Here is a 21,592-nt window from a genome sequence, read left to right as displayed (position 1 = left end):
GCTAAGTTTCACCTGACACCTTATTTTCAAAGGCAGGCGAGAGATTGCTAATTTGCCTTTCTTTGGCAAATTAGCTAAGTTTGCAGCAAAGCCCTTAGCGCATATGAAAACCATCAAAAACTACGTGGAAGCCAACCAACAGCGCTTCTTGGATGAACTATTTGAATTGCTTCGCTTTCCATCGGTAAGCGCCGATTCTGCATATAGTGACGACGTACGCCACACGGCGGAATACGTGGCACAGAAATTAACCGATGCAGGCGCGGAAAATGTGGAAATATGTTCCACAGCGGGACATCCCATCGTATATGGGGAGAAAATCATCGATCCGGCCAAGCCAACTGTATTGGTATATGGGCATTATGACGTGCAACCGCCCGATCCATTGGAACTTTGGGAAACCCCACCTTTTGAACCCACGGTGCGCGACGGCAAAATATTTGCCCGGGGGGCGTGTGACGACAAGGGGCAGTTTTACATGCACATCAAGGCGTTTGAATTAATGCAGGCCACCAATACGCTGGCGTGTAATGTCAAATTCATGATTGAGGGAGAGGAAGAAGTGGGATCCGATAACCTGGGTGTATTCGTGAAGGCCAATAAAGAGCGTCTGGCTGCTGATGTGGTGCTCATCTCCGACACGGCCATGATCAGCCTGGACACTCCCTCCCTCGAAACGGGCCTGCGCGGTTTATCGTATGTGGAGGTGGAAGTTGTCGGACCGAACCGGGACTTGCATTCGGGTGTATATGGAGGAGCTGTAGCCAATCCCGTCACAATCCTTGCCCAACTAATCGCCTCACTGCATGACGAAAACAACCGCATCGCGATACCCGGCTTTTACGACGACGTGGTCGAGCTGAACGAAGCGGAACGTAACTCATTAAACGAAGCCCCCTTCGACGAAGCTGCATATAAAGCCGATCTGGGCATCAACGCGCTTTGGGGTGAAAAAGGATATACAACGATCGAGCGAACAGGCATCCGTCCTACGCTGGAGGTAAACGGCATCTGGGGCGGATATATCGGCAAAGGCGCCAAGACTGTACTGCCATCGAAAGCAAATGCCAAACTATCCATGCGCCTGGTACCTAATCAGGATCCGGATAAAATCACCGCGCTTTTTACCAAGCATTTTGAACGTATCGCCCCAGCGTACGTCACTGTGAAAGTTACACCGCATCATGGGGGACACCCGGCGGTCACGCCGACTGACAGTGTTGCCTACCGGGCTGCTGAAAAAGCCATCGAAGAGGCATTCGGAAAAAAACCAATCCCAACCCGTGGAGGAGGAAGCATTCCCATCGTTTCACTTTTCGAAAATGAGCTGGGTTTGAAAACCGTACTCATGGGTTTCGGCCTAGACAGCGACAACCTACATTCACCCAATGAGAAGTACGACATTGCCAATTACTTCAAAGGGATTGAAACAATCCCGCTGTTTCATAAATATTTTGCGGAGTTGAGTTAATCACGCTGCTTTACTCCAAGTGACGGGAAGGATCTTTGAAATTATGCTGAGATCCTTCCCGATTTGCGTTGATACGCCTCCAGCGCATTCAAACGGATCGATTTGAATCGACGTTCCCTATAATTGACCCCCTTGTCCCCCTCTCGACTTTACGCCATTCCTACCTTTGTCGCATATTATTAACCAATTAATCTATATACTTATGCGTATATTTACACTTTCAATAACGAAGTTATGCAATCTATTTCCGCTATTGCTGCTTCTGCTTTTTACAAGCGTCGCTTACTCACAGGTGACGGTCAGGGGAACGGTCACCGACGCCACTGACAATTCTCTCCTCGCAGGGGTAAGTGTCACAGAAATCGGAACCAGCAATGCCATGCTAACCGATAACCGAGGCACTTTCACCTTGACGGTCAAGGGCCGTCAAAGCACCTTGCGCTTTTCTTTCGTTGGTTACCAATCAAAAGATGTGACCATCAATGGCCAAACAAATCTGACCGTCTCCCTAGCTGTTTCCAAAACGGAACTAGACGAAATCGTGGTAGTCGGCTATGGTACGCAAAAAAAGGTAAACCTGACAGGTGCCGTCCAAACGCTGCAACTGGATAGCGTGGTTAACACACCGGTGAGTAATTCTGCCCAATTGATGTATGGCCGTTTTTCGGGTGTCCAACTCACGCAGGGCAATGGACTGCCCGGAACCGATGGTTCGACTATCAATATCCGCGGACTGGGAACATTCGGGAATTCGGTGCCGTTGGTTGTAATCGATGGGATGCAGTTCGATGGGTTAGCCGAGTTCAATCGATTGGCGCCTGCCGACATCGAATCCATCACGGTATTGAAAGATGCGTCTGCGGGAGCTATTTACGGTGCACGCGGAGCCAACGGTGTCATTGTCATCACGACCAAACAAGGGCAGGCATCAAAATTCAGGGTGGAATACAACAATTATGTCGGGTCCCAGCGTCCCACGATACTTCCCAAATACCTAGATGCTATTAATTATGCAGAACTGATCAATGAGAAGTACAAAAATGAAGCCGATGGAAAGGCCTTCAACCCACGGTATACGGAAGAACAGTTGCAGCTAATTCGTGACGGATCAAACCCCGACCTGTTTGCTAACACGGACTGGGCCGCTGAAGTATTGCAGGATGCGCCCATACAAAACCACTACCTCTCCTTATCCGGTGGGAGCCAGAATACGATTTACCGGATTTCCATGGGTTACCTCAATCAAGGTGCCATCATCCAGGGAAAATTCAAATCAGAACGCTATAATTTCCGGGCAAATGTACAGTCCGAGCTCAAAGAATGGCTCACCGTTGCCAACAATTTCAACGGAACGTTGAACAAATTCACAGGCCCCAGCGGCGGCAGCGATGTAGTTAGCAACATCATCTACTCATTCCGGAGGAATGCGCCTACCATACCTGCATACTTTAAACACGGCGGGTTCGGCTTCCGTGACGGTGCCTATCAAAATGTGAATCCTTCCTTCGGCACTGAATTTCAGCCCCTGGAACTGGGCGAGTTAGGCGACTTTATTTCGGACGACTACAATATCAATGACCGTCTCAGCGTAAAAGCGAGGGTAAAGGGATTCAGCTTCGAAAGTGCCGTGACCCTTAACCTCGACTTTTACGACGACTCGGATTTTAAACCTTCGGTACAACGCCTGGATCCGGAAGGGAATATTGCCAGCTATAACGAGCGGAACTCCCTTTCCAACAGCTTCAGCAAGCATTATCGAATCATGAACGAAAACCTTCTCAGGTACCAAACCAAGTTTCAGGATATCCATGACCTGCAATTCATGTTAGGGCACTCGGTGATCCTAGATCGGAACGATGGTTTCCGCGGCTCGTTGCAGAACTTCCCGTCAGACGCCCTGCAGGAATTTGATGGCGGCGGTGTTGCCAATCCCACCGTTTCAGGAAATGCCTCTGAGCAAGCCCTGCAGTCGTTCTTTGCCAGAATAAACTACAATTTCAAAGAACGGTACCTGTTTGAAGCCAATATACGACGGGATGGATCCTCCAAATTTGGACCCGGTAACCGGTATGGCACCTTTCCCTCTTTTTCGGCGGGTTGGCGGATATCCGAAGAACCGTTCCTGAAAAACAGCGGGTCTTCCGGGGCGCTATCGAACCTCAAATTGCGTGGAAGCTGGGGCCGTACAGGTAACAATGGGATCGGGAACTATATCTACGACCAGACTTATAACGCGGGTCTCGATTATATACTGGGTGACGGCACTGTCATGGGTGGCGTTGCGCTTACGAGCCTTGCTAATCCAACGATCCGCTGGGAGACTACGGAACAATATAACATCGGGCTGGATGCTGCATTTTTCCGCAACCGGCTGAATGTTGAAGCGGATTATTTTAATCGGAAAAGTTTCGATATTCTTTACACCAATTTCCCCATTCCGGGTACGCTGGGCGTAAATAGCCTAGCCGCGCAAAATGCTGCCGAAATGCTAAACAAGGGGATTGAATTGAATGTCAATTATGCCGATAATAAGGGCGGCTTCAACTATGCCATCGGGGCCAATGTAACCAAATTTGCCAAAAACGAAGTCACCAGCCTAGGGTCGGGTGTCCAGACCATCGATGGCAACTTCCTTACCCGTAAGGGGGAGTCATACCAAGCCTACTATGGCTATCAGGTAATGGGGATATTCCAGACAGCAGATGAGGCAGCTAATGCTCCAGTACAGTTTGGCAGCCCGCGTACCGGTCCCGGTGATTTCCGGTATGCGGATCTGAGTGGTCCCGACGGTACCCCTGATGGCGTCATCGATGCTTTTGACCGTACTGTCATTGGCAATCCCTACCCACTTTGGCTATACGGTTTCAATGCCAATTTCAATTACAGGGGTATCGACCTAACGGTCGTTTTCCAAGGGATCGCTGAAGTCGATCGCGTCATGATCGGCAACGGCCAGGTAGCTTTCAACGACGAACGGAGCAACTCCCTGGCGTTATGGCTGGACCGGTGGACACCGGAGAATCCGAGCACTACGCTGCCCCGTATCGGCGGCGCCAACAATGCGATGATCTCCAACTTCTATGTCAAAGATGCTTCCTATCTCCGACTCAAAACTATCGAACTTGGTTACACGTTACCAAACAAACTATTACGCAAAATCCATGTCAATGGCATCCGACTTTTCGTTTCCGGACAGAATCTGCTTACGTTTACTAAAATGGAAGATTTTGACCCCGAACGTGCAGCCACCAATACCGCCGTCAGAAATGCTCCCTTATACAAAGTTGTAACTGGAGGACTTAATTTCAGTTTTTAACGCTAACGAAAATACTAATATGAAACCATCATGATTTTCAGACCACATAGTGGGATGAATAATCTGATAGCTTCATCACCTTTTAAGAACAAATTATATACAGATGAAAAAAATAACGATAGTCACCTTAGCCCTGCACCTTTTATTGACGGGATGTTCGGAGAGCTTTCTGGATAGGCATTCGCTGACCCAACTGGCTTCCGATAATTTTTGGCAAAATGAAAAGGACGTATTGCTTGCCATAAACGGCATTTACGACGTGCTGCAAACGAGGCAGCTTTACAGTGGTAACCTCAATGGCGATGCCGGCATTCCGATGTATGATAATTTTACGGACAATTCCTACAATGGCTACAAATTCGAAGGCCCCGGGCGTTACGTAGAAGGTAACATTTCTGCTTCTTCTGCTGGAATGTTCGAAGCCTTTTGGCTCGCGAACTACCGGGGTGTCGTAAGAAGTAATCAGGTGATCTCGAACCTTCCCAGGATGACGGAAGACCAACTGAATACCACCTCAAAAGATAACTTCATGGGACAAGCCCTATTTTTAAGGGCGTTGTTCTATTTCAACCTCGCCGTATACTATGAGGATGCGCCATTGATTACCGGACTCCAGACGTTGGAGACGGCCCAAGTAGCAAAAAACACCCGCCGGGAACTGTTGGATCAGGTCGTTGCCGATCTTGAACAGGCAACCGTTTTCCTCCCTCCTACTCAACCGGCAGACCGTTTCGGACATGCGACCAAAGGAGCCGCTTACGGCTTATTGACCCGGGTGTATCTTTTCGACGGAGAGTGGAAAAAAAGCGCAGCTGCTGCACAGGAGGTGATCAACCTCGGCCAGTATGACCTGGACTCTCCCTATGAAACACAGTTTACAGAAGCAGGGGAAAACTCAAAAGACGTAGTTTTCTCTGTCAGGTTCATGGAAGCAGCGGGTTTCGCTACCAACGAAACATTTTCTTCCACGTATACCGCGCAGCCGAAGGTTGATGAGCAACCCATGCCCAACCTGGTACATGATTTCTATTGTACAGATGGCAAGCCGATCACGGAGTCGGACCGCTACGATCCAAACGATCCGAAAGCAAACCGAGATCCGCGCTTGTTGGCCAGTGTGTGGTTTAAAAACGACGTCTTCATTACCGACCTGGGGAGCGTCTTTAAAGGCAATAATGTAACCGGCTATGGGTTGAAAAAATACATCCGCACGAAAAAGTCCGATCTGGGCACAAGCACCGGAGGGGTTGGAGGCCAAGACTTCTATTTCCTTCGTTATGCAGACGTGCTGCTCATGCGGGCCGAAGCGCTCATTGAAGATAACCAGATCACCGAGGAGGTGTATTCGCTCATCAACCAGGTGCGGCAACGGCCGGGCGTGGGGATGCCTACCGTACAGGAAGCGGAGGGTACGGGCCTGTCCCAAGTCGAACTACGGGAAATCGTACGGCACGAGCGCCGCGTGGAATTTGCTTTTGAAGGACTACGGTTTTTCGACCTGATACGTTGGAGAGCGGTGAGCGAAGCGTATGAACGCATGGTCGCCGACAACCTGAATGGTTACAATCCAAGATACCAAAACAAGCGTTCGGAAACCTTCCCTATTCCGCTCAGCGAACTGGACGCCAACAAGGCTTTGATACAACACGATGCTTGGAAATAGGATGAAAACGTGGCTTTTTGCGATACTGCTGGCAGTGTTTCCAGCAGTATTATTCTGCCAGGAGGAACAGCGCCCCAACATCGTGTTCATACTGAGTGATGACCACAGCGCACCGCACCTGAGTTGCTATGGCGACCCGAATGTCAATACACCCCATATCGATGCCATTGCCGGGAAGGGTATACGTTTTACACGAATGTATACCAATGCCCCGCAGTGTGTACCGTCGCGGGCAACACTAATGACCGGCAGGGATCCCGTTGACATCCGAATGACACGTTTTTCCGCGCCATTGCCAGCGGATATCGTAACGTTTCCGGAGTTGCTCCGGTCAGCGGGATATTATACCGGAATTCAGGGAAGGAGTTATCACCTGGACGGCTCTGACCGGCAGTCGCCTGAAGCCGCAGCGGTTTTCGACGAGTTTCAACTGCGGACCTTCCATCATCGGGTTGATTTCCTTCAAACCGGTCCCGATGAAGAGAACCTCGCTGTCATGCAGTCGTTTCTCAACGATGTGCCCAACGGCAAACCTTTTTTTCTGTGGATCAACTATAGCAACCCCCATCGTCCGTACACGGCACCTTCTGAGTTTCTCCCTGCACCTGAAAGCTTGATACTTCCACCGGACTATCCAGACACCCAACACCTGCGGAGGGACCTAGCGGCCTATTATGGGGAAATCCAACAGCTAGACATGCGGGTGGGTCTCGTGTTACAGGAGCTTAAAAACCGCGGACTAGCTGACAACACGCTGATTATTTTTATGGGCGATAATGGTGCGGCGTTATTGCGCGGGAAGGGAACCTTATACCAAACCGGCCTGCGCGTGCCGCTCGTCATGTGTTGGGGCGACCGCGTCAAACAAGGCACAGCGAGCAACGACCTTCTCTCGGGTACCGATCTCGCACCGACCGTATTGGATATTGCCGGTGTGCCACCCGATACCAACATGTCGGGCAGGAGCTTCAAACCGCTGTTGCTTGGAGGAAACTACACACCCAACGACTATATCTTCGCAGAAAGGGGTGCCCACGCCGACATGCTGCCCACGTCAACTGCTGCTTTCGACCTTTCGCGCAGCGTTACCGGAAAACGCTATAAGTTGATTTATAATGTACTACCAGCTCTCCCTTATGTTCCGGTTGATATGAACGGCCAAGCTTTTTGGAAAGAACTGGTCACACTGAATAAGGAGGACAAATTGGATACCGTATTCCAACGGTTGATTTTCGCCCAACCCCGCCCGATGTTTGAATTATTCGATCTGGAAAAAGACCCGTATGAATTGGATAATCTGTACGGCAAGGAAAACGTTGCCATGCAGCAACAGCAGCTCCTTGCGGCATTGAATAAATGGATGATACGCTATCAGGACTTTGTCCCGCTGCCGATCAAGCTCGTGTACCCTAAGAATGCACCCGCTACCACACCGTGAGAAAACAAATGACATGAACAACCTATTTATATTGCTTGGTCTTACTTTGGGGCCCGTCTTTCCCCTATTGACCGTCGCCCAACCCACCATGACCAACGTTGCCGGCAGAAACTCCATCAGCCTGAACGGTGATTGGCAGACTATCGTCGATTGGTACGACCGGGGCGAACAGCGGCGGATTTACCTGGATGAGCCGCCGAAAAACAAAAACGCTTTCAATGAATATAGTTTTGCCGATGAAACGCTGACGGTACCGGGTGACTGGAATTCGCAACGCGCTACCCTTGAATACTATGAAGGCATCATCTGGTATAAAAAGGAACTTCATCTTGACACCAAGCCGGGCGAGCGGCTATTTATTCACTTCGGTGCGGCCAACTACCGCACCAAAGTTTACCTGAATGGCCAGCTATTGGGTGTTCATGAAGGAGGCTTCACGCCTTTCCAATTTGAGGTTACCGACCATGCCAACAAGGGTCTCAATAAGCTTATCGTCAAAGTGGACAATAGGCGGATTTCCGACGGCATCCCCGCATTGAACTTTGACTGGTGGAACTACGGTGGCATTACCCGGGATGTCAGCCTGATTGCAACGCCGGCGAGCTATATTGCCGATTATTTCATCCAGTTAAAAAAAGGAAGTCAAGATACGATCGCGGGCTGGCTCCAGCTCAATGACAATGAAGGGAGTGAAAACATCGCACTTTCCCTCCCCGACGCCAACATCCGGCATACATTCCGTACGGATGCGGATGGTTATGTCTCCTTCGCATTCCATGCGGGGGTGGAACGCTGGTCGCCCTCAAATCCGAAGCTATACCAGGTAGAAATCACCTCGGATCACGATCAAATCCGTGAAAAGATCGGATTCAGAAATATTGACGTAAAAGGTGACGAGTTGCTGCTGAACGGCGAACCGGTATTCCTGAAGGGAATCAGTATCCATGAAGAGATTCCGCAACGCAAAAGCCGGGTTTCTTCGGAAGCCGATGTGATGCAACTGCTTCTGCAAGCCCGCGAACTGGGGTGCAATTTCATCCGTACGGCCCACTATCCACAGCACGAATACTTAATCCGCAAAGCAGAGGAAATGGGATTTATGGTTTGGGAGGAAATTCCCATATGGCAGGGTGTCGACTTCACCAGCCCCGAAATTACAGGAAAAGCACAAGCCATGCTCCGGGACATGATTACGCGTGATAAGAACCGGTGTGGCGTGATCATCTGGAGCCTGTCCAACGAAACGCGGCCGGCACCGGATCGGAATCGCGTACTGCGTGAACTGGCTTCCTTTTCGAGAACAATGGATCCAACGCGTTTAATAGCTTCGGCCTTTGACCAATTCAAGTATTCAGGCAATAAAATCATCATTGACGATCCCCTGAGCGAAGACCTCGACCTCCTGGCCGCAAACAAATACATGGGCTGGTATACCCCGTGGCCTGCCGGGCCTGGAAATATCCGGTGGGAAACGACCTACAAGAAACCGCTCATTATTTCCGAGTTTGGCGCCGAGGCGGTGTACGGCAATCACGGCACAGCTGATACGGCCAGTTCGTGGACAGAAGAATACCAGGCGAAAGTAATGGAAGACAACATCCGGATGTTCCGTTCGAATCTGCAGCTACGCGGGGTATGTCCCTGGGTACTTGCTGACTTCCGAAGCCCTACGCGCATGCACAGCACGTACCAGAATGGATGGAACCGGAAAGGATTGTTGTCCGAATACGGTGAGAAAAAGAAAGCATGGTATATAATCCGTGATTACTTCTCCACCCATTCGCGTTTATAGTGCTCTTTAGCCGTGCAGTCCACTGTAAGTTCACCAACTACAAGCCCCTGGCTTTCTGCACGAATAAAAACTTTACCCGTTTTCCCATTGCTTTGAACAATGGCTACGCATTTCCCGTTGAACGCGTTGCGGTATTGCGCTTGGAAAGCCTCGGTGCTGGCGGGGTTCCCATTATCCACTGCCCGGAGAAAACCACTTCCCTCAACGGAAAAATTAACGAGATGATCCGCACGGGGACACAGGTTTCCCTGTCGATCCTGTACTTCAACCGTAACGTAAATCAAGTCATCGCCATCCGTCGTTAGGGTGTCCCTATCAGCTGTGAGCACCAAACGGAAGGGTGCCCCCGCCGTTTCCGTCACCGCCGAATCCGCGATTTCTCCCTGCACATCATAGGCAATTACTTTCAGTTCACCGGGTTGGTAGACCACATCTTCCCACCGCAAGCGGTAGCGGTCGAGCAATTCACCGGGATCAAACCGCTTTCTTCCCTGGCTTTTGCCATTGACAAACAATTCGGCTTCGGGATAGTTGGTGTAGACATAAACCGGAACGTGCTCGCCCAGTTTTTCCGGCCATGTCCAATGCGGAAGCACGTGTAGGGTGGGACGATCGCTCCATCGGCTTTTGTAGAGAAAATAGCGATCTTTCGGGATGCCCGCCAAATCCAGGATACCGAAATAGGAGCTCCTGCTTGGCCAACGGCAGTTATAGGGGGTAGGCTCGCCAAGGTAATCCACGCCGGTCCATACAAACTCTCCCGCCACAAAGGGATGGTCTTCCAAGGCCTTCCATTCCTCATCCGGCAATTGCGACCAACTGCAATGTTCCAAATCATAAGCGGAAGACTGGTTATCTTCCCAAGCTTTCATTGAAAAACGCTGAGCGGGGAAATGATAGCTTCCCCGGGAACTGACGGTGGAAGCCGTCTCGCTGCCATAGATGGGCCAGGTGGGCTGGAGCTGCCGGATACGACCATAGAAAGCAGGCTTATAGTTGAATCCGGGTATGTCCACTTCATCGGCCAACCCGTTGTCGATGGCCGGCTTCCACTGGTTGAAGCCTGCGGTGACCGGCCGATACGGATCTTCGCGATGACAGATCGCGGTGAGAAAGCGGGCGACACGATAGCCTTCGGGCTGTTGCTGCTCGCGCACCTCATTGCCGATACTATACATAATTAAAGCGGGATGATTACGGTCGCGCCGGATCATATCCGTTAAATCACGTTCGGCCCATTCGTCAAACCACCTACTGTATCCGTTTGCTGTCTTCGGAAGCTTCCATTCATCAAATGCTTCATCAATGAAATAAAAACCCATTTCATCGCACAATTCAAGCATCGCGGGATCATGGGGATTATGCGCCCCCCGGATGGCATTGCATCCCATTTGCTTGAGCAACGTGAGGCGGTGTCTCAGTGCCGACTTATTGAAGGCCGCCCCCAGCGCTCCGAGATCATGGTGCAGACAGACACCCTTCAGTTTTTCCCAACGGCCATTGACCAGCATCCCGCTGTCTGCCGTAAACCGGATGGTCCGGATACCAAATACGGTTTCCATCACATCGAGGGTCTGATCTCCCGCTTTGATACGGGAGACCGCTTTATATAGCCTTGGGCTATCCGCAGACCAGAACCGGGGATCTTTTAGCCGCAGTTGCTGTGACACGGTATCACCGGTAACGGGTAAAAGATTTTTTTTCAACGAAGCGACGACCTTTCCCGAGGGGTCGATGATATCGGTTTCCAACCGGATAGCAGCATGAACGGGCGGCTTAGTGGCGATTTCCGTCCGGATATTAACCAGCGCTTCCTGATGAGTTATTTCCGGTGTGGTCACCCACACCCCCCATTGCGGGATATGGGTACGGTTGAGCACGAGTAGCCTGACGGCCCGGTACAGTCCGGCGCCCGGGTACCACCGGGCTGATTCCGGCTCGTTCTCAAGCCTCACCGCCAGCACGTTGGTACTGCCCCACCTTATGTAAGGTGTCAGCTCAAACCCAAAAGATGAGTAACCGTAAGGACGCCCGCCGACCCATTGTCCATTCAGGTAGACCTTGGCGTTGCTCATCGCTCCATCAAATTCAATGAACACCCGTTTATCGCTCGCCGTCCCGGAAAAAGACAACTGCTTGCGGTACCAGCCTACTCCCATATAGGGAAGCCCTCCTGTACGGCCGGTTCGTATGCTGGGCACCCGTTCGCCGTCTTCAATAACCGTGACTTCCTGTTTGTCATGATCTTCATCAAACGGCCCGACAATCGCCCAATCATGGGGTACATCGACCCGGTCCCAGTGACTATCGTCATAATCCAGGCGTGCACCATCAGGCACCTCCCCTTTCATAAAAAGCCAGTCCGTACGTAATGTCTTCACAACCCTCGCCGTGGTATCCTGCGCAGACAACGAGGCCGGGCCCGCCAACAGCATCACCAAACCGAGCAATAGCATCCGTTTGCTCCCCATCTTCGCCTTATTCATGGGTGGCCAAACCGATCTTTTCGCTGTTCACTGTATTCTTTATCCTGCAGCAGCCCCAAAAAAGCAGGGTCCTTCAGCTCCGATGCCCATTTTTGCCATTGCTTATGCAAACCGTCGACCGTGGACGCGTGCCCAGTGAATAGGTTATTTTTTTCAGCCACATCGTCCCCGATCCGGAACAGCGACGGAGTGTGGCCATCCTGCATGACCAACTTGAAATCTGTACTTCTCAACGCAAGCATTTTTTTATCGAAATTGCGCCAGAAAAACAGACGGTTTTGTAGAGCGGTATCAGCATTGTTCAGTACGGGCAATAAATTGATACCATCCAATTCGTTTTTCGGCGGATGCGGCTGATCGATCGTTGCGACGACCGTAGCCGCGATATCCAGCGAGATAACTGGAGAATGACAAACCGTTCCACGCCTGATGTGATCCGGCCATTGTATGGCAAAAGGCACCCGCAATCCCCCGTCAAAAAAGCTGCCCTTTCCTCCCCGCAGTGGCCCGTTGTCCGAAGCATTCGCGGCTTCCGGACCGCCGTTGTCCGACAGAAAGACAACCATGGTATGATCCGTTATGCCCAACGCGTCCAGCTCATCGAGTACCTGCCCGATCCCGTCGTCCATCGCACTCACCATCGCTGCATAAGTCCGCCGCTTTTCATCCGCAATGTGTGTAAACCTATCAAGGTATTTGGACGTGGCCTGAAGCGGTGTGTGCGGCGCATTGTAGGCCAGGTACAGGAAAAAGGGTGTACTGGCGTTGTCTTTGACAAAGCGCACAGCCTCTCTCGACAATGCATCCGTCAAGTATTCGGATTCATCGACGGCATCCGAATTCCGCAAAAGTTTCGTCCGGTACCCATCGTATTGGGACCGGGCATCAAACTCACTGTTCAGTGTCCATTGTTCGGGGAAATAATGATGCCCACCGCTGAGGAAGCCAAAAAAATCATCAAACCCCCGATTATTGGGATGTAAAGAAGCGTGGGACCCCAAATGCCATTTTCCAATTGCCATCGTACGATAACCGGCGGGTTTTAACAGGTCTGCCAGTGTCTGTTCAGACAGTGGAAGTCCCATATCGGGGTCGTTGGGAGCCAAAAGCGGATTCCTTCCAAAACCAAAGCGGTCCTGATACCTACCGGTAATCAATCCGGCGCGGCTCGGGCCGCATACGGCATAGGTGACATATGCATCGGTAAATTTCACGCCATTCCGCGCGATGCGATCGATGTTGGGCGTGGGAATGTCCTCACAGCCATTGAAGCCCACATCTCCGTATCCGAGGTCGTCTGCCAGGATAATCACGACATTCGGATTCATTGCCGTAACCTCGCTGCCCCACCAGTTGTTTCCGGGATCAAATTCAGGTGACAGGAACTCCATACGCTGTCTTTCCAGTTGGGGAAGTTTTTCCGTGATTACCCGCTGCAAATATTGCCGCTCCTTATCCGCGTCATACGCGGGATCGGGCTGCGGGTAACGGGCGCCGGTCCGCGTCAGGTATCCATCCAATGTGGCGCGCAGTTCCGTTACTTTCCGCCGATGATGCTTCGCCACATCCGTTAGCTCACGCGGATCGGCATCCAGCTTATACAATTCATCCCGCCCATCCTCATAGTAGTGGATAAGCTTCCAAGGCCCCTGGCGGATGATGGAGGAGGGTTCTCCACCCTGGTTCCCATAATGTGGGTAATGCCAGATCAGGGGTCGCTCGGAAAGCTTGTTACCTTCAAGCAACGGCAATAGACTCACCCCATCCTCATGTTCCTGCGGCTTCAACCCGGCACCGGCCAAATCCAGCAGTGTTGGATAAAAATCCGTACCGATAACCGGTGTATGATAGACTTCGCCGCCTTTCGTCAGGCCGGGAACCTTCATGAAGTAGGGTACCCGGATTCCTCCCTCAAACTGATATCCTTTACCGCCGCGCAGGGGTAGGTTGGAGGTTGAATACGCATCACCGGCCGAGACACCACCATTGTCCGAAGTAAAGACCACGATGGTATTCTCTGCCAATCCCTGTTCATCGAGCGCACGCAGTACCACACCGACGGCATCATCCATTGTTTCCACCAAGCCTGCATATATCGGGTTATCCTGAACCTGCCGCATGGGAAGAAAATGTTCCATTTTGAAGCCTTGCTGTGCAATACCACTCCGATCAGCTTTGTCCCGGTACTTTTCCCATTTTTTCCGGGTGGTCTGTATCGGACCATGCACGGCATAGAATGACAGGAACGCAAACACGGGTTGCCCGGTTTCCTGCGGATTATTTTCTTTCAGGAACTTGACAGTCTCTGCGGCCAGCCGCATGGATAGGTTTTCGCCAGGCACTGTATTTTCCAGGTTGGGGTTTTCCCAGGGCGAGAAATAGCCGCCGCTGGGACCTCCTTTTTCCCAGCCACCCCGGTTGATATCAAAGCCGTGGTCTTCCGGCCACGATCCCCGGCCGCCCAGGTGCCATTTTCCGGCAAAGAACGTCTTGTAACCCGCGGCTTTCAGGGCTTCCGGCAGCGTAATGTATGCATGGCGGAGTGCCGTATCGTAGGAGGCCGGAAGCAATTGGTTGTGCCTTCTCTGTTTACGCCAATCCGTGCCGTGGGGAGCACCGATATAGTCTGTGATACCGTGTCGGGCGGGGGATTTCCCGGTCATAATACTCGCCCTTGAAGGACTGCAGACCTGGCACGCTGAATACCCCTCGTCAAAAACAGCCCCTTCCCGCGCAATACGGTCGATGTTTGGCGTTTCATAATAACTACTGCCCGTACAGCTGAGGTCATGGTATCCCAGGTCATCGGCTAAAATAAACAGGATATTCGGTTGCCGGGGCTGTTTATCTTGCGCGTAATCACACAGGGGGATTAAAATAAATATCAGAAGGAGTAGCTTAACGATTTTAAATTTCATGATAAAGAATTAGGATAGCGATGGTTTTAAGGAGTTTCTATCGTTATCGGTGTCGATCCATTATCGGGGTGCACCGTTTCGGTTGTCCCCCATTCTCCGTTGCTACTTGTAAAGAGGGCCAGTTGACTACCGTTGATGGATACATATCGGATAGCGCGTACGCCGGATGTCAGGTAATTCGGAATAAGAGCTCCCCACTGGCCCTCGCTTGCATTTACGGTGCCATACCAGTTGGTATACGGTTGTGGTATGCCGTCATCTTCCGTAAACGAGGCATACAAGGGCCTATCGTTCATCGCAGTATCGGAATAGAGTACAACGATTTTCTCATCACCCACCGTAGAAATACCTTTCACCGCAGAGGCACCCCCAATATCCTCGGTAATGGTGCTGTAATCCAACATGGATATCGTTGATTGGGTCCTGAAGGTGTGGTTGAGGCTGGTGCCCCCTGATCCATTGTTTACCTGCACAAAAAAGTAAACATTCTTCCCCGCTTGATGCTGTTCCTGATTGGTCGGCACTACAGCAAACCACCCTGTATAGTTCCCGGACGCATTGGTGGTGAAGGTCGAAAATTTAGAGCCGGTACCGGTATAATTTTCATTGTTGTCCAGACGGGAACCCCCAACGGATTTATTAGAGGACGACATGCCAACAATATAACCGGCCGGGGAAGTGCTATTTTGGATAGCCAACAACCATCCGGGCGTCTGTGTCGTACGGGATGCCTGATCCGAAAGGCCTGTGAAATACCTATAGGTCGCGTTCGGAGCCAGCCCGGTCAGTCGTAACCTACACACATAATGGAGCCTTGCAGCTGCCTGTTGGCCGGCATAAGCGTATTGCGGCAATATCAGTTCATTAGTTAACGGGATAATGCTCATGTTCTCGGGAATCTCCTCGCCTCCGGACCCGTCACCGTAAATGATATTACCGGTAATGGAAGGGGTGGAAACGTGATCGCGGTAAATCCTGCCGACTTCCGTGAGTGTGTCGTTTTCCATTGCAGGCACGGTGGGCGGAAAGAAATACGCATACCGCTCGATAAAAGGCTGCGCGTCCAGCCATGGCAATGCCAATTCCATGAAGCGTGCATGCGTCTCTGGGGTCGTATTCCGATTTGCATTAAACTCTGTGATCCATATCGGCTTTTTATATAGATTGTAGATCCGTGTGAGGTAATTTTTAAACCGATTGAACACATTGGCCGGATTGGGTGATGCATTATGAGTACTGCTCCAATTCCCCCAATCGTACCAATGCAGGGCCATAAAATCCACTTTCACAGTATCCTGATCGGCTTTGTTCATGAAATTAAGCAGCCATTTATCTGCATTCCCTTCCTCGGGAGCCGGCGATCCCATCCGATATCCGGTACGCAAAAGCAATTTATGCAGCGACACGGCCTCTGTATAGGGGATATTGGATTGACTGGCATTATCAGGTTCGTTGAACGAGAGCAGGTGGGTTACGGTATCTTTTTCAATATAAGCATCTACCCTACTCGGATTGTTCGCAGCACCCCTGCCCCAAGCCATGGGAACATATTCCCGCGTAGGTGTGGAATGATCTAACGGCCCCCAATCGTAAAACCAGGAGACATTCAGGCTATCTATCAGCGTATTGTTTGTGTTACCCACTCCTTTTTTCAGCACATTTTGCACAGGCAGCACCCGGATGAATGAAACCTTTTGGGCCAATTGGGCCGGAAGGTTTACCGTTACATCACTGCTTCGTGCGACATACGAAAAACCGAATCCGGTACCATCTTCGTGCTCTGCAAACGTAGCCATGAATCCCTGCAGAAGATGGAAAGATGAAAAATTGTCGTTCATTCCGTCCGGAATCGTGTCTCCGCGAAAAACGGTACGTGACGGAATTCCGGCTTCGTCACCTGTATAGTCGTTGTACTGAAAAACCGTTAAAGGAAGGGTTTCGGTGGATTGCATGTCCGCACGCTGCATCGGATACCGTTGGCATGAACTGCCAGCACCGAACAAGCAAAGAAACAGACAGATTGTCCTGCCAGTCCTTCCATGTAGCCTGTATTGTTTCATTTTATTGAATTTAGTTTAAAAATTGGTACGGATCAAAATTACGGCACCCATACAACGAGCATAGGGCAGATTCTTTCAAAATGCGGGTGGAATAGGTCAATCGTTTGGTCATCCTACAATGGCGGTTAAGGGCAAAAACTGAAACGAGCCTCCCCATTTGTGAGCGCCAGGCCCCCAAGGGTTCGTTGAAGACGACTTACCTTTGGGCATGAAACGGATAACGATTACAGAATGGGTTATTTACGCAATCATCGTGGGATTATTCATCTTTCTGATTTATATATGATAAATTAGCCCATCAAAAACCACCAAATTATGAATCTTAGATCGTGGTATTCCATTGCCCTATCGATTACTCGTATTGCCAAGCTGTTGCTGGCTTCGATGAGCATATCGGGGGTTTATGCCCAAAGCGAACTAGTTTCATCGCTTGCTATCGAGCAAGGGTTGGTGAATAATGAAGTTACCTCGCTATGGCAAGATCGATATGGTTTTTTATGGATGGGTACGCGCGGCGGACTCAACCGGTACGATGGTTATGCGTTCAAACTCATCCGAAACCATCCCAAATCGGGCAATAATTTTACCAGCCAATACATTGAGGTTATCCACGAGGGCGAAAACGGCAACCTTTGGGTTGGCACCAAAACGACGGGGTTAAACCGCTATAGCTTATTACGCGATACCATATATCACCAAATACCGCCGGATAGTCTACAGATCAACATTCAAAATATACAGGCCCTGCATGAAACCAATGGCCATCTCTATATCGGCGCATCCAGCGGATTATTCTGTTATGAACTCGCCACGGATACCTATAGCCCGGTAACAAGAAAACGCAATGTATTGTCTTTATTGTCGTATGGCAACGGCCTTTGGGTGGGTACAGACCAGGGGCTTTTTTCCTACGAGTTCGCCGATGGGAAATTCAAACAAGTTGTCTGGGATTTGGGAAGCTCCGCACAGGTCACCTCCATCGCGCGGGATCCGGTATCGGGGTTACTTTATTTAGGGACATGGAGAATGGGTGTACTGGTACTCGACCCAGCAACGGGCCGCATCGTAAGGCAGTACCGGCATGAACCCGGAAATGAATATTCATTAAGCAATAATAACGCCTACCGGGTGTTCATCGATGCGGCGCGCAACGTTTGGATCGGAACCTGGGGTGGCGGACTCAACCGCCTCGATATCGAACGGCAAAGCCTGCAGCGCTATCGTCTCGATCCTGTGGGTGATGGGATATCCCAGCGTTGCATCGTATTATCCATTATACAGGACAGGTCTGGCATTCTTTGGGTCGGCACAGATGGCGGTGGCATTTATAAAATTGACCCCGGCAGAAAGCGGTTCAATAACATCCAATTTGCGTCTTACACCGATGCCTCCACCATAGACACCTACGTGCAATCGATATTCATGAACGAGGATGGGCTTTGGGTCGGCACGAGGGCAAGCGGAGCGTATCTATTCAGTGACCATGGCGACTTCAGGAAAGTACCCTCCGCTGCGGGTGTCAATTCGGTGAGAGGCTTTTTTGAACATGGAAGAGACTTATGGATGTTTACCAATCGGGGAATCGTCATTATCAAAGGCAAACCTGATAAGGGAAACCACCTCTTGGTAACGCCCAATAGGGGAACGCCGGAAGGCCTGAGTGGGCCGAAAATAAACGCAATAACCCGCGACCGGCAGGGCACTATCTGGGTGGGTACACAGGAGTCGGGGCTTAACAAAGTGATCGGCTTCACCAATAGCGGCAGTCCCCGCTTCAGGCGGTATTTTGCTCAGCCAGGAAAAGACGGTGCGTTGCAGAATGAGCGCATAAGCTGTATGCTATCCGACTCGAAGGGACGACTGTGGATGGGCACGTACAATGGCCTACACCTTTATGACCATGAACGCGACCGATTCACCGTATATCGCCAGCAAAACAACCTGCCGGCCTGCCTGACCAACAATACCGTCCTGTGCATCACAGAAGACCAACGTGGTGGTATTTGGATCGGCACACAACACGGATTCAATAAATTGACTGAAGATAAGCATGGCAAATATGCCTTTGAGAATCACTTTGCGCAAAATGGATTTCCGAATGATTACATCCATGCCATACAACCGGACAGGCACGACAACATCTGGATGAGCACAAATAACGGCATCGTCAAATATGATACAAAAAATAGCGAGTTCCAGCATTTCGATACCAGGGATGGCCTGATCAGTAATGTCTTTTCCGAAAACAGCTCCTTCCTTTCCAACCGGGGCGAAATATACTTCGGCAGCATTAAGGGCATTACGTCTTTCTTCCCGGATAGTATCGCAATGAACAAACGAGTTCCCCAAGTATACATTACCGGCCTTGCCGTAAACAATGAAGATGTCACTGTGGGCGATACGATTGCTGGCCGCGTGGTGTTATCCAATGCCCCCTTCGCCACAAGTACTATCACGTTATCTTATAAACAAAACATTGTAACCCTCAAGTTTGCTGCGTTGGACTACCATGCACCGGATAAAAACCAATATGCCTATAAGTTATCGGGATTTGATCAGGACTGGGTATATGCCGGTGACCAGCGGCAGGTTACCTACACCAATTTACCGCCGGGCAATTACCGGTTTACGGTGATGGCTTCAAACAGTGATAAGGTATGGAATGAAGAAGGGACATCGATGGCGATCAAGATCTTACCTCCACCCTGGAAAACCTGGTGGGCTTATAGCGTCTATGTAGCGTTGCTAATCGCATTTCTTTGGTTGTCCCGCCATATCGGTATCAGCAGGATCAAACTGCGTAATAACCTCGAAATTGCCAATTTAAATTACCAGCGGGAGCATGAAGTCGCGCAGGTACGGTCAAAGCTATTCACCAACGTATCGCATGAGTTTCGCACACCATTGACACTGATGATGGGACCGCTGTCCGAACTGTCGGCGGCATCCCAACTGGATGGGGGAACGAAGAGCACGTTGAGCCGCGTGCTTAACCAAGCTAAGCGCCTGCTGCATCTCGTGAACCAATTATTGGCCTTCCAAAAAGCGGAAGCCAGCAGTCTCGCGCTCCACGTCAACACGCATGACCTGACGTCTATCGCCAAGTATGTCGCCGATTCTTTTTCCGATGAAGCGGAACGCAGGAATATTCAGTTTTCTGTGGACTGCCCCACGCAGATATGCTTTTCATTCGATAAAGAAAAAATTGAAATCATACTGTACAACCTGCTTTCCAATGCGTTCAAGTTTACACCTGACGGTGGCCGTATCACCTTGTCGGCAAGCTTGGCAAATGCAACAACGGATGAGGCCTCTTGCGAGATCCGCGTGGCGGATAGCGGCACCGGTATCCGGGAGGAGGATCACCAACGGATATTCGAACGCTATTACCAAGCTGAAAAAGAACATGCCGATAAAACCGTGGGTACGGGTATTGGACTGGCTTTTGCCCGTGAGTTGGTGGGCATGCATGGAGGCCGAATAACCGTCGATAGCCTGCCGGGCATGGGCAGCACCTTCTACATAAGCCTGCCCGCTGCGGGGGTGGATAGCGTGTTTTTGGCAGATAATCCGGTTGATCTTATTGTTGCGTCGGACACAGATAGCAACAAAGACGGCCGGAAAGCCGACACGTCGACAAAGGACCTTCCGGTAGTCTTAATCGTGGAAGACAATTCTGAAATAAGGGATTATCTGGCATCCCTGGTTGGTGCGTCTTACAACGTCATTCAGGCCGCTGATGGCCAACATGGCCTTGAAATAGCGTTCGGTACCATTCCCGACCTAATCATCAGCGACATCATGATGCCATCGCGGGACGGGTTTAGCCTATGCCAACAATTAAGGGATGATCAACGAACGTCCCACATCCCCATCGTATTGCTTACGGCCCGATCGGATGACGATGCATGCATTGAAGGTATCAGCAAAGGTGCGGATGTATACCTGACAAAACCGTTCAATCCCCAGGTTCTGAAATCTTATGTCAAGAATTTAATAGCGCTGCGGCAGCAGCTTCGGGAGCAATTCGCTCGCCACATCAACCTGGAACAGGATCAAACCGAGCTCGGCACATTTGAAGAAGATTTTATTAAACGGATTGTTTCCTATACCGAGGAACACTTGGCCTCACCTGATTTTAATACAGATGTATTGGCGGAAGTAGCGAACATGAGTCGGTCAACCTTTTATCGGAAACTGAAAGCCATTACGGGGCTATCCGGTTCTGAATTTATCAAACTAATTCGTCTAAAACGGAGTGCGGCCTTACTGAAGTCGGGAAAATTTAACATCACACAGGCTGCTTATGAGACCGGCTTCAATGACTTGAAACATTTCCGCAGGAGTTTTCAGCAACAATTTGGGCTCACCCCGTCGGATTACCTGAAGCAGCACAAAATGACGGTCGATCTTTGATTTTGTGTGAATAAATAACAATTTTGAACTGC

General features: G+C 50.5%; 9 protein-coding genes. 6 read left to right on the top strand and 3 right to left on the bottom strand.

Annotated features, from left to right (window positions below):
* The first annotated feature begins 103 nt into the window (after positions 1 to 103).
* The 5 genes from BMZ56_RS01460 (at position 104) to BMZ56_RS01440 (ending at position 9,680) form a co-directional block, all read left to right on the top strand.
* Complete coding sequence (locus BMZ56_RS01460) at positions 104 to 1,471, top strand: dipeptidase (RefSeq protein WP_090623116.1); 1,368 nt, start codon at positions 104 to 106, stop codon at positions 1,469 to 1,471.
* 202 nt (positions 1,472 to 1,673) lie between these two features.
* Positions 1,674 to 4,787 (top strand): SusC/RagA family TonB-linked outer membrane protein, encoded by a 3,114-nt coding sequence (locus BMZ56_RS01455; RefSeq protein WP_090623113.1) that lies wholly within the window; start codon positions 1,674 to 1,676, stop codon positions 4,785 to 4,787.
* 103 nt (positions 4,788 to 4,890) lie between these two features.
* Positions 4,891 to 6,450 carry a RagB/SusD family nutrient uptake outer membrane protein gene (locus tag BMZ56_RS01450; protein WP_090623109.1) on the top strand — a complete coding sequence of 520 codons (1,560 nt, stop codon included), beginning with the start codon at positions 4,891 to 4,893 and terminating at the stop codon, positions 6,448 to 6,450.
* Between the two features lies 1 nt (position 6,451).
* A complete protein-coding gene (locus BMZ56_RS01445; protein WP_177194999.1) occupies positions 6,452 to 7,888 on the top strand; it encodes a sulfatase family protein in 1,437 nt (478 codons plus the stop codon).
* A 13-nt stretch (positions 7,889 to 7,901) separates the two neighbouring features.
* Complete coding sequence (locus tag BMZ56_RS01440) at positions 7,902 to 9,680, top strand: glycoside hydrolase family 2 protein (protein ID WP_218146424.1); 1,779 nt, start codon at positions 7,902 to 7,904, stop codon at positions 9,678 to 9,680.
* Here the strand turns inward: BMZ56_RS01440 and galB are convergent.
* The 3 genes from galB to BMZ56_RS01420 are packed head-to-tail and all read right to left on the bottom strand — an operon-like array spanning position 9,653 to position 17,144.
* Positions 9,653 to 12,166 (bottom strand): beta-galactosidase GalB, encoded by a 2,514-nt coding sequence (galB, locus tag BMZ56_RS01435; protein WP_245893030.1) that lies wholly within the window; start codon positions 12,164 to 12,166, stop codon positions 9,653 to 9,655. The genes BMZ56_RS01440 and galB overlap by 28 nt on opposite strands.
* Complete coding sequence (locus BMZ56_RS25805) at positions 12,163 to 15,084, bottom strand: sulfatase-like hydrolase/transferase (protein WP_218146422.1); 2,922 nt, start codon at positions 15,082 to 15,084, stop codon at positions 12,163 to 12,165. Before BMZ56_RS25805 ends, galB begins: the two co-directional genes overlap by 4 nt.
* Before the next feature lie 26 nt (positions 15,085 to 15,110).
* The gene (locus tag BMZ56_RS01420; RefSeq protein ID WP_090623103.1) at positions 15,111 to 17,144 is read right to left on the bottom strand and encodes a glycosyl hydrolase; all 2,034 of its coding nucleotides are present in this window, start codon (positions 17,142 to 17,144) and stop codon (positions 15,111 to 15,113) included.
* Between the two features lie 315 nt (positions 17,145 to 17,459).
* On the opposite strand from BMZ56_RS01420, the gene BMZ56_RS01415 reads away from it, so the two are divergent.
* A complete protein-coding gene (locus BMZ56_RS01415) occupies positions 17,460 to 21,560 on the top strand; it encodes a hybrid sensor histidine kinase/response regulator transcription factor (protein ID WP_090623100.1) in 4,101 nt (1,366 codons plus the stop codon).
* Positions 21,561 to 21,592 lie beyond the last annotated feature (32 nt).

It is taken from the genome of Parapedobacter indicus (assembly GCF_900113765.1).
GTDB lineage: Bacteria > Bacteroidota > Bacteroidia > Sphingobacteriales > Sphingobacteriaceae > Parapedobacter > Parapedobacter indicus.
The sequence above is the reverse complement of the archived record's forward strand: the minus strand, read 5'-3'. Positions and strand labels throughout refer to the sequence as shown.

Excerpts from the sequence above, each read along its gene's own strand:
- BMZ56_RS01460 (WP_090623116.1), top strand. The coding sequence starts at position 104 with ATGAAAACCATCAAAAACTACGTGGAAGCCAACCAACAGCGCTTCTTG.
- BMZ56_RS01455 (WP_090623113.1), top strand. The coding sequence starts at position 1,674 with ATGCGTATATTTACACTTTCAATAACGAAGTTATGCAATCTATTTCCG.
- BMZ56_RS01450 (WP_090623109.1), top strand. The coding sequence starts at position 4,891 with ATGAAAAAAATAACGATAGTCACCTTAGCCCTGCACCTTTTATTGACG.
- BMZ56_RS01445 (WP_177194999.1), top strand. The coding sequence starts at position 6,452 with ATGAAAACGTGGCTTTTTGCGATACTGCTGGCAGTGTTTCCAGCAGTA.
- BMZ56_RS01440 (WP_218146424.1), top strand. The coding sequence starts at position 7,902 with ATGAACAACCTATTTATATTGCTTGGTCTTACTTTGGGGCCCGTCTTT.
- galB (WP_245893030.1), bottom strand. The coding sequence starts at position 12,166 with ATGAATAAGGCGAAGATGGGGAGCAAACGGATGCTATTGCTCGGTTTG.
- BMZ56_RS25805 (WP_218146422.1), bottom strand. The coding sequence starts at position 15,084 with ATGAAATTTAAAATCGTTAAGCTACTCCTTCTGATATTTATTTTAATC.
- BMZ56_RS01420 (WP_090623103.1), bottom strand. The coding sequence starts at position 17,144 with ATGAAACAATACAGGCTACATGGAAGGACTGGCAGGACAATCTGTCTG.
- BMZ56_RS01415 (WP_090623100.1), top strand. The coding sequence starts at position 17,460 with ATGAATCTTAGATCGTGGTATTCCATTGCCCTATCGATTACTCGTATT.